The 16188-nt window shown below is 30.4% G+C and carries 14 protein-coding genes; 1 reads left to right on the top strand and 13 read right to left on the bottom strand.

Annotated features, from left to right (window positions below; translation table 11 throughout):
* Positions 1 to 12: 12 nt before the first annotated feature.
* The 4 genes from CPJCM30710_RS01900 to CPJCM30710_RS01885 form a co-directional block, all read right to left on the bottom strand.
* Positions 13 to 834 carry a transketolase gene (locus tag CPJCM30710_RS01900; RefSeq protein ID WP_212902476.1) on the bottom strand — a complete coding sequence of 274 codons (822 nt, stop codon included), beginning with the start codon at positions 832 to 834 and terminating at the stop codon, positions 13 to 15.
* A gap of 295 nt (positions 835 to 1129) precedes the next feature.
* Positions 1130 to 3262 carry a BglG family transcription antiterminator gene (locus tag CPJCM30710_RS01895; RefSeq protein ID WP_212902475.1) on the bottom strand — a complete coding sequence of 711 codons (2133 nt, stop codon included), beginning with the start codon at positions 3260 to 3262 and terminating at the stop codon, positions 1130 to 1132.
* 282 nt (positions 3263 to 3544) lie between these two features.
* Complete coding sequence (locus tag CPJCM30710_RS01890; protein WP_212902474.1) at positions 3545 to 4261, bottom strand: HAD-IIB family hydrolase; 717 nt, start codon at positions 4259 to 4261, stop codon at positions 3545 to 3547.
* Entirely contained in the window at positions 4219 to 4383 is a 165-nt protein-coding gene (locus tag CPJCM30710_RS01885; protein ID WP_212902473.1) for an HAD family hydrolase, read from the bottom strand. The genes CPJCM30710_RS01890 and CPJCM30710_RS01885 overlap by 43 nt, the downstream gene beginning before the upstream one ends.
* Positions 4384 to 4894: 511 nt before the next feature.
* Between CPJCM30710_RS01885 and CPJCM30710_RS01880 the strand changes: the two genes are divergently transcribed.
* Positions 4895 to 5125 carry a DUF3892 domain-containing protein gene (locus CPJCM30710_RS01880; RefSeq protein ID WP_212902472.1) on the top strand — a complete coding sequence of 77 codons (231 nt, stop codon included), beginning with the start codon at positions 4895 to 4897 and terminating at the stop codon, positions 5123 to 5125.
* 546 nt (positions 5126 to 5671) lie between these two features.
* Here CPJCM30710_RS01880 and CPJCM30710_RS01875 read toward each other — a convergent pair.
* From CPJCM30710_RS01875 to CPJCM30710_RS01835, 9 genes are all read right to left on the bottom strand, one after another.
* Positions 5672 to 6370 (bottom strand): sensor histidine kinase, encoded by a 699-nt coding sequence (locus CPJCM30710_RS01875; protein ID WP_308442609.1) that lies wholly within the window; start codon positions 6368 to 6370, stop codon positions 5672 to 5674.
* A 754-nt stretch (positions 6371 to 7124) separates the two neighbouring features.
* Positions 7125 to 8810, bottom strand: coding sequence for a glycoside hydrolase family 13 protein (locus CPJCM30710_RS01870; RefSeq protein ID WP_212902471.1), 1686 nt, complete (start codon positions 8808 to 8810; stop codon positions 7125 to 7127).
* 60 nt (positions 8811 to 8870) lie between these two features.
* Positions 8871 to 9692, bottom strand: coding sequence for a carbohydrate ABC transporter permease (locus CPJCM30710_RS01865; RefSeq protein WP_212902470.1), 822 nt, complete (start codon positions 9690 to 9692; stop codon positions 8871 to 8873).
* The gene (locus CPJCM30710_RS01860; RefSeq protein WP_246503432.1) at positions 9692 to 10528 is read right to left on the bottom strand and encodes a carbohydrate ABC transporter permease; all 837 of its coding nucleotides are present in this window, start codon (positions 10526 to 10528) and stop codon (positions 9692 to 9694) included. The genes CPJCM30710_RS01865 and CPJCM30710_RS01860 overlap by 1 nt, the downstream gene beginning before the upstream one ends.
* Positions 10529 to 10694: 166 nt before the next feature.
* On the bottom strand, positions 10695 to 11939 hold the full coding sequence (locus CPJCM30710_RS01855; RefSeq protein WP_212902468.1) for an ABC transporter substrate-binding protein: 1245 nt from the start codon (positions 11937 to 11939) through the stop codon (positions 10695 to 10697).
* A 342-nt stretch (positions 11940 to 12281) separates the two neighbouring features.
* Entirely contained in the window at positions 12282 to 13292 is a 1011-nt protein-coding gene (locus tag CPJCM30710_RS01850) for a LacI family DNA-binding transcriptional regulator (RefSeq protein ID WP_212902467.1), read from the bottom strand.
* Between the two features lie 866 nt (positions 13293 to 14158).
* Positions 14159 to 14599, bottom strand: coding sequence for a methylglyoxal synthase (locus CPJCM30710_RS01845; RefSeq protein WP_212902466.1), 441 nt, complete (start codon positions 14597 to 14599; stop codon positions 14159 to 14161).
* 88 nt (positions 14600 to 14687) lie between these two features.
* Positions 14688 to 14927 (bottom strand): hypothetical protein, encoded by a 240-nt coding sequence (locus tag CPJCM30710_RS01840; protein WP_212902465.1) that lies wholly within the window; start codon positions 14925 to 14927, stop codon positions 14688 to 14690.
* Between the two features lie 45 nt (positions 14928 to 14972).
* Positions 14973 to 16136, bottom strand: coding sequence for an ROK family transcriptional regulator (locus CPJCM30710_RS01835; protein WP_212902464.1), 1164 nt, complete (start codon positions 16134 to 16136; stop codon positions 14973 to 14975).
* Positions 16137 to 16188: the final 52 nt, after the last annotated feature.

Below are 16188 nucleotides of genomic sequence, written 5' to 3'. Positions count from 1 at the left end.
AACACTCCCCCCTTATATTAATTCCTTTAATGCTCTTTCTTTAACTTCATCAGTTATATTCATACTGTGATTTTTGAAGCCCATAGATTCTATAAATGAAATCCCCTTACCCTTTACAGTATTTAATATAATAGCAGAAGGTTTATCATGCAATTTTTGCGCTTCAATTATTGCTTCATGTATTTCCTCAAGACTATGACCATCTATAGAAAATACATTCCAACCAAAACTCTTCCACTTATCTTCCATAGGACTCATATTTATAATTTCTTCTAGAGAACCATCTAACTGAACCCTATTATAATCTACAAAACAGATAAAATTATCTAACTTAAATTGTGAAGCTGATAAAGCAGCCTCCCAAACTTGCCCTTCTTGGCATTCTCCATCACCTACCATGCAATAAATGTAGGCTCCATCCTTTTGAAGTTTTGAAGCATATGCCATACCCACAGCACAGGATATACCTTGTCCTAACGATCCAGTAGTCATATCAATTCCAGGGGTCCTATTCATATCACAGTGACTTGGGAGATTTGTATTTGATTTATTAAGAGTTTGAAGTTCGTTTAGTGGAAAAAAACCCTTATCAGCAAGTACTGCATAAAGTGCAGGACCTGCGTGGCCTTTTGATAATATAAATCTATCTCTACCTTGTTTTTTAGGGTCTTTAGGGTCTATATTCATAACTTTATGATAAAGTACCACTAAAGCTTCTACAGCAGAAAAGCTTCCCCCAATATGACCAGTACCTATGGAGTGGATTTCCTCCAATATTAACGAACGGATATAACTACACTTTTTAGTTAAAAATTCAAGTTCAGTTTTATTCATTTTATCTCCTCCTTATTTGAGGTCATTTCATAGACAAACAACTTCATAACTTAATTAAGTAATGATTGAAGTGTTTATCTTTAGTAGGCTCTATGCCTGCTTAGTTTTATTTTTTGTAATCATTTACCTTATGATTTAATTATAATTTTGAAGATAAATAATTAATATACGTTATAGAATCATTTCTCTTCCAATGTATTCGGAAATTTTCAACTATTTAAATTCTAAAACTTCTTCTAGTATTAAAGAACGAATGCGACTATATCTTGAGGTTAAAAATTGAACTCAGCTTTAGTTATTTTGAATATTTAGTTATGATATCCATAACCTCATTTTTGGAGATTGAATTCATTATCTTAGATAGTGAATCTTTATCATTTAACAGATCCATTAACTGTGAAAGAACTTTAAGATGTTTCTCTCCATCAGTAGTACCAAACGTTATTATAAGTCTTACTGGATCATTAATAGAACTTCCAAACTTAACTGGATATTTTAATGTTAACAGGCTCATACATACTTGTCGCACACCATTTTCAGGCTTAGCATGAGCAAGTACAATTCCCGGTGCTACTACCATATAAGGCCCTATTGTCTTAAGGTTATCTATTATTGCCTCAGTATATTCAGCTGTTACATATCCGTGTTCAATAAGCATAGAGCACCCAATTCTTATAGCCTCTTCCCAATTATTACAGTTCTCTTTAAGTTTTATAGTGCTCCACTTTATAAGATCAGATAGCACCAAAAGAGATTTATTTAACGGGATAGAATTATCTTTTTTTATTTCATACATAAACTCACACTGAAGCTGCTGTTTATCCTCAATATCACAATATTTTTCTACTATAGTAAGCAATCTATTTACTAAGTCAAGTTCCTTTAACGAAGAATAATTTTTATATTTAGGCTTTAAGAAACTTTTCAGTCTGCTATAATCCTTAGGAAGTAATATTGGATTTACCTTAACATATTGGTTTTCTAAAAGCTCTGGAATATTTACAGTGGTTATGATGAAATCGTAAGTGAATTTATCTATATTTTTAACTGCTCTGCTGCTAACAGTATCTACTATTTGGATTTGAAATTCGGTTTTAAGTTGAGAAGCGAGCATTTTAGCAGTTCCTATACCAGTGCCACAGACCAAAATAACCCTTACTTTTTTATAAAGCCTATCCTCAAGATTTCTCATAGCAGCTCCAAAATGAAGCATTATATATGAAATTTCATGATCATCTATAGATTTTCCCACATAATTCTCTAAATGTTTTGTAATTATTTTAGTATTAAAAAAAAGCTCGCTATAATTAAGTTTTATCTCATTAAATAAAGGATTAATTATATTCAAGCTGTATTTTATTCTATAAAGACTTGGTCTCAAATGAAGAAGAAGGCCATCAACTAACTGATTTCTTTCAGCTTGGAAACTTACCCCATAAATGCTTTCAAATTCATCTACCATCACACAAATTACATCATAAAGGTTATTTACTTCAAAGTTATTGTCCATGAAGATATCATTATTCTTTAAAATTTTAGCACCAAGAAGATGAAACACTATATAATTAGCTTCTTCCTTAGGTACTATAATAGAGTAACGTTTTTGAATTTTAGAAACAATTATGTTTGCTACTTCAATTTCCTTATAATGCATATTTTCATCTATTGATGTCTTAGGAAGATATAGATTTTTATTTAGCTGTATTCTCTTAATCATTATTGCAAGATGAGTAATAAGACCTCCATACGCTTCATCGCTAAACTCTTTATTTAAATGATTTTCTGCTTCTCTTATCACAGAATCAATAAAATCTATATCTATTTCAGAAAAAAGAGCTTCAAATTGAAGAGAATTTATTTTTGAGCTTCCTTTCTTGGTGTTTATATATTTAACAATGTCCTCTGAAGAAAGAGTTTGAGAAGTGATTTCAGTAAGAGCCCTTCTTTTTATTACTTCATCACCATCAATATAAGCTCCAATTTTAGGTTTTTTATTAAGAGTTAGCCCTCTTGAGTTCAGCCAGAACTCCACTTCCTTTAGTTCTTTTAAGACAGTATTTTTAGAGATACATAACTTAGATTGAAAACGTGAAATATTAATTGGAGTAGTGCTTTCTAACAGTTTTGTAAGCATAATGTTAAATCGTTCTTCCTTGGAGTATACATATTGGTAAGGAGTATACTCTTCTATAAAACTATCAATATATTTTTCAAGTTCAGGACTTAAGTTCAATTTAATTCCTTTAATATGCTGCCTTTCAAAATAGTTAAAACCTTTACCAACTAAAAAGGCCTCTATCTTATCAATTTTATATCTTATTGCTCTATCCGTAAGGTTATATTTTTGTGATAACTCTGTGACCTTAACAAAATCTTTTTTTTCCTTAAGATGTAACAATATATCTATACAATCCTTGTTTAAGTCCATATAAATACCTACCTCTTGTATTAATTAATTTATATTTGTCCTTATAATAAATTATAGTTTAAGTTCCATTTTAAGGAAACTAGCGTTGTAATAAAAAAGTTACATATAAAAATTTCAAAAAGCTGATTAATAATAAATTTCTATTGGCTTGGCTTCAGGTATGTACATAGCCTAATACGTAAAAATAAAATTAGTCTATATCCAGTGTTATATTGTGTAGTAACGCTAGATATAGACTAACTTTATAGTATAAGATTATCCATTGAAAAACTTGATATCTATTTAAATTGCTGGTTTTATAAATTTTTTAACAACCTCTGCTATAGCATCATTATTGTTGTCATTCCTAGTAATATAGTCTGCGACTTCCTTTACATAATCCTTCGCATTTTTAACCGCAATGCCTAGACCTACCTTTTTAATCATTTCTATATCGTTCTCATCGTTTCCAACTGCTATGCACTCATCAATAGAATATCCATAATGTTTAGCTAGAATCTCAAGCGAGTTTCCTTTATTTAAACCTTTTTTTGTTATTTCTATTCCGTTAAGTCCTGAACCTACTACTTCTATATTAGGTATTTTCTCAAGCCTATCCTTAATTTCCTGAATCAAGTTTAAGTCATCATTACAAATCTCAATCTTTGTAACTATAGAATTATTTTTTTCAAGATATTTTTTTGCATCTGATATTATATGTAATTCAAGTCTATATTCCCTTGGAAGAGTTAAGTTCATTTCATAATAGTGTTGTATTGTGCTTTCAAATTTTTCAGCACAAACTATGTCCTGATCAAAAAACTGATAATAAACATTAGCATAATCTTTTCTTAACATATCAATTATTTTAAATATAGTTTTCATATCTATAGACTCATAACGAAGTTGTTTATTATTATCATCAAAGATAACACTTCCATTACCTGCTATTACAGGTTGATTTTTTGGCATATCTTTTAATAAATGTCTAAGAAGTGATGGTATATTCTTCCTGAACAAACTACAACCTTTACTCCTGCCTCTGCCGCTTTTCTAACAGCGTTAAGATTACCTTCTGTAAGATTACGCTCTTCATTTAAAAAAGTACCATCCATATCAATTGCTAATAATTTGTATTTCATAGTTATCCCCCCCTAATTATATATTGATAATATGCAAAATATTAGCTAAATTTGTTATAAATTACAAAAGACCACTTAATATTTAAATTAATTATACATATTTTTCCAAAAAAATATCAACATAAAATTAATATTTTAAAAACTTTCACATGAAATTTATGAACTTACACATATATTTTTATATATATAAATAGTTATCTCTTCATATTATGAATGGTTATTTACGGATATATTTTAAGTCATCCCAAATATTACATACTAACAAAAAAATAATATATCTGCAGTAATATAACGGGTTTACTTTAGAGGTGCAAACCACAAAATTACAGTCATTTTTACAGTAGTTTTTGCAATAAAAAACCTATGCTTTAATTAATATTTCAGTGTAGGTTTTTACTTTGATTATTAAGTTGTTGTTGAATAATATATGAATAGTACGTAAGATTACTACAAATAATATTAAAAAGAAACTTCACGAAGTGATATCAAAAAATATAGGTGGGGTGTTAGTATGAGTGATAAATCTAAAGTTATAAAGGTAAAGAAAAATCCTCAGGGAGATATAACTGATGTAATGCTTGAAAATGGGAATGTATATTCAATAGACGAAGCAATAATGATGGCAAAGGATGATTTGATAGAGGGTGTAAACATTGGAAAGGCAAAAAATGGTAGGGAGTACTTGAGAAGCAATCCTAATGGGGATCAAGGTGATAATCTAGAAAATAAACCAATTTTTTAAGCTTTAAGCAGAAACGATGTAAATTTTTTATCAATACCTAAATGAAAAAATATTGATAAATAGGGGTAAAGGATATATTATACATGCATAATATATCCTTTTTTATTTAGTCTTTAGATAACCTATTAATAAAATTGTTTATAACTTTTAGTTCATAAAATAAGAATATTACGTAATAGTATCCTACTTTTCTTAAAATACATATTATAAGTAATATAAACAAAGAGATTAGAATTAAATATTCAGTTGAAATAAAATAAGCCTTTAGGATTTCTTTTATAATCAATGGTGCTAAAAAGTAATTTGGGTGAATGAACTGTCACTCATTTTTACAAGCATTTTTGAAGGTGTAATAAATTTATTACATCTGTTTTTTGTACTGCAAAAACTAATATAATTTTAAAGAAAAATGCCTTTAAATCCTTTATTTAAGTCATATAAAAAGAGTGCAAAAATCAATATAATTTTGTACTCAAAAGTTAGTGTATTTTTTGTTTTTGCACTCCTAAAGTAAACCCGTTAGCAGTAATATGACCCTTCATTTTTCTAATTATATATATCAGAAAACTCTATTTTAATTCTTTCCACTTTGTCTTCACTTGTACAGATGCTAAGTTCAGTAGAGCCTTTATCTTCATGTACCAAATTTACAGGAATCTCTATTCTAAACTCACTTCCTTTACCCGGGGTACTTTCTAATTCTATAGTTCCATTATGTAAGGCTACTAATTCTTTGACTAATGAGAGACCTATCCCACTTCCCTCCCTAGTTCTCGATAAAGACTTGTCCACTTGAACAAACTTTTCAAATATGGAGGATTGTTTTTTAGCAGTTATTCCTACTCCAGTATCTTTAACAGATATAACTATACTATTCACCTTATTGTATATACTAACTTCTATACTTCCACCACTAGAGGTAAATTTTATAGAATTTGATAATAAATTAAGTATTATCCTTTCCATGGCATCTAGGTCAAACGCCATCACTTTTTCCTCTATTTCTATATCAAAGGTAATAGAACTACCTTTACTTTCAACATAATCAGCAACTGATAGTACAATATTTTCCACTACACTTACTATATCGTCATTCAAGTGTTGAGTAAAAAAATGCCCTGCATCAATCTTTGTTATATCAATAAGATTGCCTATAATTCTGAGAAGTCTATAGCAGTTTTGCCTCATTATACTTATATACTTTTCTACACTTTCTTGTTCTTCGTTAAATGCACTAGTTTTCAATGTATTGATCCCAGGATTTTTCTCCCGAACCCATATACTCGATTTTTACATTTATATTTTTTTTACTATCTATAAACTGTGAATTTATTGAAGATATAATTTCGTCAGTCCATTGCTTTGATTCATATCTAGATAAAATAGTACTTTGGCTTCCATAAGAACTTATAATAAGTACATTTTTTTCCCCTATACCCTGAGCAAGAACCGGTCTTGGAAAAAGTAGTAAAAGTGTAATAAAAGATACAAGAAAAATACATTATTTTTTATATTTATTATACTTAAAAATAATTAATCGCTCCTAAAAAACGTAGTACTTTTAATAGTGTGTTTTTAATTATGACTTCTAGCAGTTAAAATGATACTAATATTGCAGCATTTCTTTTCTTACAAAGGCCACTTTGTCCCATTTCTTAGTTCTCCATCTTCTCCCAAGCATAAATACGACTATCATTCGTCACATGCAAAAGCCATCCTTATACTTGCAATGCAAAAGTCCAATTAAATTCCCCAAAGATAGTAAATGCAACACTTTTTTCCTGTCATATTAATTCAATTCTACAAAGTATATGTTTATTGAGTGTACATAAATTAAAAGTTAATAGGCATAGAGCCTATTAACTTTTAGTCAGATTTCACTTCGTGAAATTACAGCAAATAAGAAATTATATAGTTTCACAATTATGCACTTTGATTTTGCCGGTATTGTTGGTACACTTCCAATTAAACCTTCCTCAATATACTTTACCTTTATCTACTAACTATGAAGTAAATATACTCTCGCTTCGTAAGGTTTTAATTCAAAGGATTCTATACTACCAGCGCACTCTGTTGTATAATTTCCTACAATAAATTCTTTAGAATTATATTTTATCTCTTCAGGTAGATTGAAAACTGGAGTATTCTCTGTAAAATTGCAGATTACAAGAAGCTTCTTATCTCCTAAAGTTCTTGTGTACGAATATATCTCTTGATGGTCTTCAAGGATTAAATTGTAAGTTCCGTATACTACAATCTCATTTTTCTTACGTATACTAATTAATTTCTTATAGTAGTTAAAAATAGAATCCTGATCATGTAACTGAGATTTTACATTAATTTGTCTATAATTTGGATTTACTTTTATCCATGGAGTATCAGTTGTAAATCCTGCATTTTCACTGTCATCCCACTGTACAGGTGTACGAGCATTATCTCTTCCTCTTCCATAAATTGCTGCCATCATTTCTGCTGAATCTTTTCCTTTAATGTTTACCAGTTCGTTGTATGCATTTATAGTTTCGATATCCCTATACTCTTCTATGGACTCAAAAGCTACATTAGTCATACCTATCTCTTCACCTTGATAAATGTAAGGAGTTCCCTGCATCATATGAAGACAAGTTGCTAACATTTTTGCTGACTGTTTCCAATACTTTTTATCATTCCCAAAACGTGAAACTACTCTAGGCTGATCGTGGTTATTCCAGTATAGACTATTCCATCCTCCATTTTCTAATCCTTTTTGCCACTTAGTCATGATTCTCTTTAGGTCATTTAAATCAAATGAAAGATTGCTCCACTTACCATCTGGTCCATCACCTAAGCCCATGTGTTCAAATTGGAAAACCATATTAAGCTCGTTTCTATCGTTACCAACATATTTCATAGCTTCTTCTGTGGTTACCCCTGGAGTTTCTCCTACAGTCATTATGTCATATTTAGATAATACTTTACGATTCATCTCATTTAAAAATTCATGAACCCTTGGCCCATTAACAGAATATGGTCCAAAATCTCCATATAGACTTGTTTCTCCCTTTGGACCATCAGGGAACTGTTGATCCTTAGAAATTAAATTTATAACGTCCATTCTAAATCCATCAATTCCTTTATCTAGCCACCATTTCATCATATCATATACTTCATTTCGTACCTTTTTATTTTCCCAATTTAAATCTGGCTGCTTTTGGGAGAATAAATGAAGGAAATACATCTCTGTGCTTTCATCATATTTCCATGCAGAACCGCTAAAGCAAGATCCCCAGTTGTTTGGAGGTTGTCCATCTACACCCTTTTTCCATAGATAATAATCTCTATATTCATTATCTATGGATTTTCTACTTTCTATAAACCATTGATGTTCATCAGAAGTATGATTTACTACCAAGTCCATCATGATTTTTATGCCCTTATCATGAGCTTTTTTAAGCAACTTATCAAAATCCTCCATGGTACCAAACTCTGTCATAATATCTTGATAATCACTGATATCATATCCATTATCGTCATTTGGAGATTTGTAAACCGGAGAAAGCCAAATAACATCAATGCCGAGCTCCTTTAAATAGTCTAACTTCTCTATGATTCCTCCTAAATCTCCTATTCCATCTCCATTACTATCTTTAAAACTTCTTGGATATATTTGATATACAACACTTTCTTTCCACCATGCTTTATTCATAATAAATCCTCCATTCATTAATAATAACATCCTTTTGAATTAATATATTTCTATTTAATATTACTTTACTGCTCCTTGAGTAACTCCATTTATAATCCACTTTTGAGCTATGATATACACAAGAACCATTGGTGATAGAGCCATTAAATAAGAAGCAAAAGCTAAGTTATAATCTGTTCCAAATTTTGATTGGAATACATATTGTGCTAAAGGTAGTGTAATATCTGCTTGATTGTTTAAAATGATCAGTGGTAACATAAAGTCGTTCCATGCCCATAAACATGTAAGGATTGCAACAGTCGCATTGATAGGAGACATTAATGGGAAAATAATTCTCCAGAATACTCCCCAAGTGCTGCACCCATCAACAATCGCTGCTTCTTCTAAAGCTAATGGGATTGAACGAATATATCCTACATAGATAAACGTATTGAATGCAATTCCATACACAACGTAGAGGAATATAAGTCCTGCTGGGCTATTCATACCTAAAGCAGATGTCTGCTTTACAATTGGAAGCATAATAATTGGGAATGGTACAAACATAGCACTTAAAAAATAGTAATATAGGAATTTAAAAATCTTTTTACGCTGCATATATCTAGCAATAGCATAAGCAACCATGGAATTTGTTAAAACAGTTAAAACTACTGTAACTATCGTGATAAATGCACTGTTTTTTAATGCATTGAAAAAGTTTGTAGCTTCAATTGCTCGCGTAAAGTTTTCAAAATGCAACCCAATCGGAAGTGAAAATAACGAATCTGCTAATTCTTGTGGTGTTTTTAGTGCAATAGAAATTGCTATATATAATGGAAATAAGATAAAGATTGTTCCAGCTGCTATTAAAGACGTTACAACCCAATTTGTTTTCTGTTTCATTACATATCCACCTCCCTTTTTTGTAGGAACTTAATTTGTAAAACTGAAATTATTATAATAACAATAAAGTATACAACGGAGTTTGCTGATTGATAAGCAAATTCGCCTCCTGAAAATCCTGATTTATAAACTAAGAATGCAATAGATTCAGTTGCTCTTCCTGGACCACCGCCAGTTAACGCTACAACTTGATCAAAAACCATTAGGAAGTTTTTCATTGCAAGCACCATGTTAATTGTGAAGAAAGGTGCAATTATTGGGAAAGTAATTTTCCAAAACTCTTGCCATTTACCAGCTCCATCTAGCGCTGAAGCTTCATATATATCTTCAGGTACTGTTTGTAAGCCTGATAGATATAAAATTGTATTGAATGCACATGCTTGCCATACAGCAATAACTACAACTCCAATCCAAGCTAATTTATCATCACCTAAAATATTAGCAGCTAATGCCTCTATGCCAAGCTTTGTTCCTACTACCGGAAGAACATTGGCAAATATATAGTTAAAAATGAATCCTATAATAAGCATACTTAAAACATTAGGAAGAAAATAAGTTGCTCTAAAAAAGTTCTTAAACTTTATTTTAGAATTAAGTCCTAGTGCAATTAGAAGACTTAATACATTTACAATAATAGTAGTAACAATTGCAAATTTAAATGTAAACAAATAAGAATTTAATATGTTAGTATCTTTTAGAAGATCTAAGTAATTTTTAAAACCAATAAAATTATACTCTAAACTTAATCCATCCCAATTCGTAAATGAATAGTAAATACCTTGTATTACCGGGAATGTGTGAAAAGCGGCAAATAAAAGAACTGCAGGAATCGTCATTAAATATATTACAATATCAATTCCTTTTTCCTTTACAGTTTGTTTTTTCTGAAACGGAATTATTTTCTTCAAAGCGATTGAGAAATTACTTTCACTCATAAACTCTCCTCCTTAATTGTGGTTGGAAAGAAATTGAGCTTAAAGCCCAACTTCTTTCTTAAAACCTTTATTTTTTACGGCTTTTTAAGCTATCCCATTGTTTATCTAAATTTGTTAAGAATTTATCTACATCTTTGCTCTTAACTAATGCTTGAAGTTCTCTATCTATGCTAAGTGCAGGTGGAATACGATGATCTGGGAAGTCAACCAATGCACCCTTTTCGAAGCTTTCTTTTAACCCACTAAGAGCTGAATCTTCTTGTGTAATACCTGTAATAGCTGAAAAACATTTTTGTTCATTAATATATGTTTTTGCTGTTTCTTCTTTTAATAAGAAATTAATAAACTTTTTCGCTTCTTCTGGATGTTTTGATGTTTTACTTAATGAAAGAAGTAAATCTACACCAGAAACCACTTTTGTTTTTGATGGATCGTTTGTTACTGGAAGTGGGAAAACTCCTAAATCAATGTCTGGATTTGCTTTTTTAATTTCTGCAAGTGCCCAAATTCCTTGTAAATACATTACTGATTCACCTTTACCAAAAGCTACATTTCCATCAGAATATGTCTTACCGAAAATGTCACTTTGACCATATTCAGTTAATTTGAGATATTTATCAACTGCTTCTTTATAATTTTCTTTAAAGGTAGTTTTTCCTTCAGCACGATCAGCAAAGAAATTATCTCCTTGTGTATTTCCAACAAAAATATTAAATGGTGGTAAGGTTGTCCAAGAATCTTTTAATGTTAAGTAGAATGGTATTTTTCCAGCAGCCTTTATTTTATCAGCCACAGCTATAAATTCATCCCAAGTTTTCGGAACAGTAAGTCCAAGTTCTGCAAACATCTTTTTATTATAAATTACCCCAGCCCCATTAGCAGCATATGGAATAGCATAAACCTTATCTGTTCCCGCTACATCTTTTACCATTTGTACGTATGCTGGTTGAATATTTTTTAGTTGTGGTGAATTTGACAGATCTTCAAATACACCTGCTTTTGATACGTCAGCAAAAGTTGTATCTGCTCCAACAGCAACTACATCTGGAACATCTTTTTTTGCAACACGAGTTCTAAGAACAGTTGATGAATCAGGTGTATTAGTTTGAGTAATCTTAATATTAGGATTTTCTTCTTCAAACTTCGCAATCAGCTTATCAAATGTACCTTTTGCTTCAGTTTTAGATTGCAAAAATTCAATCTGCACCTTTCCATCTGACTTAGACTGTGCTGTCTTACTAGAACATCCTGCAAATAATGAAGCAGCCATAATTCCTGTTAATACAAATGACAATAATTTTTTACTTAGCATATTGATTTCCCCCATTTTCAAATCTTTATTTGATTTATTAAAAATTTAAGCACTTCTAATAATCTTCTATCATCCCCTTACCTTCTCGTTAAATGAATTATATATAAATTTAAAAGACATTACTTTAGCCTTAGAATTTATCCACAATAAGTATTAACGAATCAAATCAAACGTTTACCTAAGTAATATTTATATATATATATAATATTTATTGTATTATTTAGATAAATATATAACATTACTACGATATACTGTACATTTTAATAAACAAGTATTTATAAATGGACTTATTTTTTAATATCTTGGTTAAGCGTTTACGTAAATCTTTAAAGAAAAACCAGCTTATGTAAGCTGTTTTACTGTACTCCTCTCCACAATTGAATGCGGCAAAATAGTACTTTCTGGCTTCTCATTTGTTTCAATAGTTTTTAAGATTTTCTGCATCGCTTTTTTCCCCATTTCATATAGAGGTTGAGCTACTGTAGTTAACGGAGGAATTGCCATCTCTGCTACTTTTGTATTATCATAACCAATAATAGATAATTCATCAGGTATAATAATTTTTCTCTGATAAGCTACAGATAATGCGCCAACTGCCATTTCATCACTAGCTGCAAAAACGGCAGTGAATTTTTCAGTTTCTTCTAGTAATTCTTCCATACACTTAATCCCGCTTTCATAGCTGAAATCTCCATACTTTATTAGTTTAGAATTAACTTTTAATCCATAATCCTGAAGGGCTTGTATGTAGCCATTTACCCTTGGTTTTCCAGCTATAGGATCTGTTTTATCTTTATCTCCACTAATCATTGCAATATCCTTATGCCCTTTTTTAATAAGATATTGAGTAGCCGAATAAGCTGCTTGTTGATCATCCACTTTCACATATGGCATCTGAAATCTAAAGGACATAGTAGATACCAATATATATGGAATTTTTAATAATTCGATTGCTTTATAAAGTTCTTCCGTTATATTTATGCTTATTATGATAATTCCATCTACTTGACGTTCCCCAAGAACTTTAATGTAATCCAATGCTCTAACCCCATTTACACCAGTATTGCACACAACTACGCTATAGTCATTTTGATGTGCAGTATCTTCTATACCATTTAAAATTGCAGCATAGAAATTAGTAGCTACATCTGGCAGTAAAACACCAATGGTACTAGTATTTTTCATTACAAGTCCCCGTGCAATAGCATTTCTCTGATATCCAAGTTCTTCTACAACACTTAATACTTTTACTTTTGTTTCTTCTGAGTATCCATCGAGACCATTTAAGATTCTTGAAACTGTCGCAACTGAAACATTCGCTTTTCTTGCTACATCTTTAATAGTCGGTTTCATACCTACTTTCTCTCCTATCGTAACGTAATCGTTTAACATATTTTTAGTATATACCTTTTTGGAAAATATGTCCATGATATTATTTCGACATATTTTTTTATTTTTAAACTAAAAACTTAATATATTATGGGCTAAGTAGTAGCTTTTAAAATCTTTCATTACAAGCCCTCTTGTATGATATTTCATTAATAGCCTCTCTCTTCTACGATGCTTAATACTATTCTTTCGTTTCTTCTAAGTATTCATTGAGATATTTAAGCTTGCTGAAACTACCTCAATGAAAGCAACTTCGATTCTTCCTACGCCTTTAATTATCGATTTCATATCACATACACTCTTGCAATCTACGTAATCGTTTAATATTGTTTAAATATATACTATTTTGGAATATATGTCCATAGTATTTTTTCCACAAACAGAATGAAATATGATATTAACGTAGATTCCTCGTATAATTTATAAACTGCCATTGTCATCAAGGCTTTACTTATATTTTCTACTTAAACAAACCACATACTGAGAAGTGTTTAAACCTTTTCAGTTTGTTTTCTAAAGAGTTTTGGATTTTTCTTCTGACTTTACAGTTTCATTTATTACTGGTGATACTTGATGAGTTTGACCACATCTCCTCCAATAAGGGGTGGTGGAGCGACATTTCACCAACAATGTGAATTTGTGTGTTAAAACAAAAAAATCACCATGCGAATTTCATACTGACGGCATTATAAATAAGCCTATTTTTAAAACAATAAAAAGCTCCTCGACTTATTAGAAATCAAGGAGTTTAATGACATTGTTCAACTATTAATTTATATTTTCCACTTAGGCTATAATTAGAATAATACTATACACTTTTGTTAAAATATCTATCTTCTTATAATGCTATAATCAAAAATGTTCCTGTCATACTCTTCTTCCATAATACTTGATCTTAATAAAAAATCTGCAGTTGATTGATTCATAGCTACTGGAATGTCATATAGAACAGCTATCCTCAGAAGAGCTTTAACATCTGGATCATGTGGTTGAGAGGTTAATGGATCCCAGAAAAAAATCATAAAGTCTACTTTGCCATCAACTATTGCTGCACCAATTTGCTGATCTCCTCCAAGAGGGCCACTTTTATATATTTTCACTGGAAGTAATGTCTCCTCAGTAATAAGCCTTGATGTGGTGCCTGTACCACAAAGAAAATGTCTTCCAAGCAAATTACTATTATTCTTAACCCAATTAATTAAATCAGTTTTTCTGTTATCATGGGCAACCAACGCAATATGTTTTTGCTTTCCTATGTTTTTTTTAATCATTAATATCACCTCTGTACTATTAATCACTTAATGATATAAGCTGGTATAACGCATCGGATATCTTATAAAATAACGCCTATTCCACTATTTAAACGTATACACCTTGCCATAACTTTGGTACACCATAAAGCGCAAACCTCAGTTGTTTTAATACACCATGTTCAAACCTATTTAATTCTAAAATCATAAACATATCTTTTAAAATTAATTTACTCGTATTTCCCAACAGTCGATTACCTTCTATTCTCTGATTGAGAACAGAAGATTCTCCAGGATACTGAGCAACTCCCTGTAAAGGGAGTTGCTCAGTATCCCATTTGTGTGACATAGATTTTATACCTCAAAATTCATAATTATCTTCCATTCTTAAAATCTACATTATATTGTTAAATCCAAAAGCTTCTGTAATAGGCATAAGTGAAGCTCCTAATATATTGGAATCCTCCTTAAGTTTTGCAAATAAAAGTTTAACATCACTACTATTATATAAATGACATTCAGAAAAGATTTTCTTTTCTAATAAAGGAAGCAATATATCTTCATAACGACTTATCTCTCCACCTATAACTATATAATCTGGATTAAATATATATATGAGGTTTTGAATGCCTATCGCCAGTTCCTCTGAATATATTTCCAAAGCTTTAAAAGCTTCATCCTCTCCCATTTTATACTTATCAAATATGATTTTTATATTCTTTACTTTTGCGGAAGTTAATTCTTCATAATATTTAATAAGAGCTCTTTTAGAAGCAGTAGTTTCCCAGCAACCTTTCTTACCACAGCTACAGACTTTGCCAAATTTATCTATAGTCATATGTCCTATTTCTCCAGCTTTACTATTCCTACCTCTATGAACCTCTTGCTTAAAAATTATTCCTCCACCAATTCCTTCAGTTATGGAAATATAAATGAGATTATCCATTTCCTTAGCTATTCCAAGAATAGCTTCTCCTAAAGCACCTGCATTGGCTTCATTTTCAATAAAAATTGGAATATTTAGCTCAGCTTTTAAAGGCTTAAAATCTAACTCTCTTAAATTAAAATTAGGAGCAATGTCTAATTTAAGCTCCATATTATTTACTATACCTGGAAGAGAAATTCCTAGACCTAATACCTTGGAAATTTCTATATGACTATCTTTTAAAATTTCTTTTACTGTAGACTTTATGATATCTAAGAGATTATTAAAATCTAAATCTTCTATCTGAACTTTAACATCTTTAAGTATAGTACTATCTAAATCTGTAAGTATTACTCTTACAAAGTCTTCACATAAATCCACACCTAGAGAAAAGTATGAAGTAGGAATAAACCTCAATATTATCGGTTTTCTTCCCCCTGTGGAGCTAGCTATACCAGCTTCTTCTAATATTCCTTCTACTATAAGTTCTGCTACTATAGTAGAAACTGTAGGAATACTTATATCTAGAATCCTAGCAATATCTTGTTTTGTAAGTTCTCTTTGTTCAGATAATAATCTTAATATCCTTTTTCTGTTATTTACTTTTATAGCACTTTGATCTAAAATAAGCATTTTATCACCATTTATCTAATATAATATTTAGGTATCATACCCTAGGTACAAT

Origin of the sequence: Clostridium polyendosporum, from assembly GCF_018332455.1 — a bacterium.
Lineage (GTDB): Bacteria > Bacillota > Clostridia > Clostridiales > Clostridiaceae > Clostridium_AY > Clostridium_AY polyendosporum.
Note: the sequence above shows the minus strand (reverse complement) of the source record. Positions and strands in the feature narration are given on the sequence as shown.

Coding starts and splice junctions, on each gene's coding strand:
- CPJCM30710_RS01870 (WP_212902471.1), bottom strand. CDS start 8,810: ATGAATAAAGCATGGTGGAAAGAAAGTGTTGTATATCAAATATATCCA.
- CPJCM30710_RS01885 (WP_212902473.1), bottom strand. CDS start 4,383: ATGAAATACAAATTATTAGCAATTGATATGGATGGTACTTTTTTAAAT.
- CPJCM30710_RS01840 (WP_212902465.1), bottom strand. CDS start 14,927: ATGTCACACAAATGGGATACTGAGCAACTCCCTTTACAGGGAGTTGCT.
- CPJCM30710_RS01850 (WP_212902467.1), bottom strand. CDS start 13,292: ATGAAACCGACTATTAAAGATGTAGCAAGAAAAGCGAATGTTTCAGTT.
- CPJCM30710_RS01835 (WP_212902464.1), bottom strand. CDS start 16,136: ATGCTTATTTTAGATCAAAGTGCTATAAAAGTAAATAACAGAAAAAGG.
- CPJCM30710_RS01855 (WP_212902468.1), bottom strand. CDS start 11,939: ATGCTAAGTAAAAAATTATTGTCATTTGTATTAACAGGAATTATGGCT.
- CPJCM30710_RS01845 (WP_212902466.1), bottom strand. CDS start 14,599: ATGATTAAAAAAAACATAGGAAAGCAAAAACATATTGCGTTGGTTGCC.
- CPJCM30710_RS01860 (WP_246503432.1), bottom strand. CDS start 10,528: ATGACGATTCCTGCAGTTCTTTTATTTGCCGCTTTTCACACATTCCCG.
- CPJCM30710_RS01895 (WP_212902475.1), bottom strand. CDS start 3,262: ATGGACTTAAACAAGGATTGTATAGATATATTGTTACATCTTAAGGAA.
- CPJCM30710_RS01865 (WP_212902470.1), bottom strand. CDS start 9,692: ATGAAACAGAAAACAAATTGGGTTGTAACGTCTTTAATAGCAGCTGGA.
- CPJCM30710_RS01900 (WP_212902476.1), bottom strand. CDS start 834: ATGAATAAAACTGAACTTGAATTTTTAACTAAAAAGTGTAGTTATATC.
- CPJCM30710_RS01880 (WP_212902472.1), top strand. CDS start 4,895: ATGAGTGATAAATCTAAAGTTATAAAGGTAAAGAAAAATCCTCAGGGA.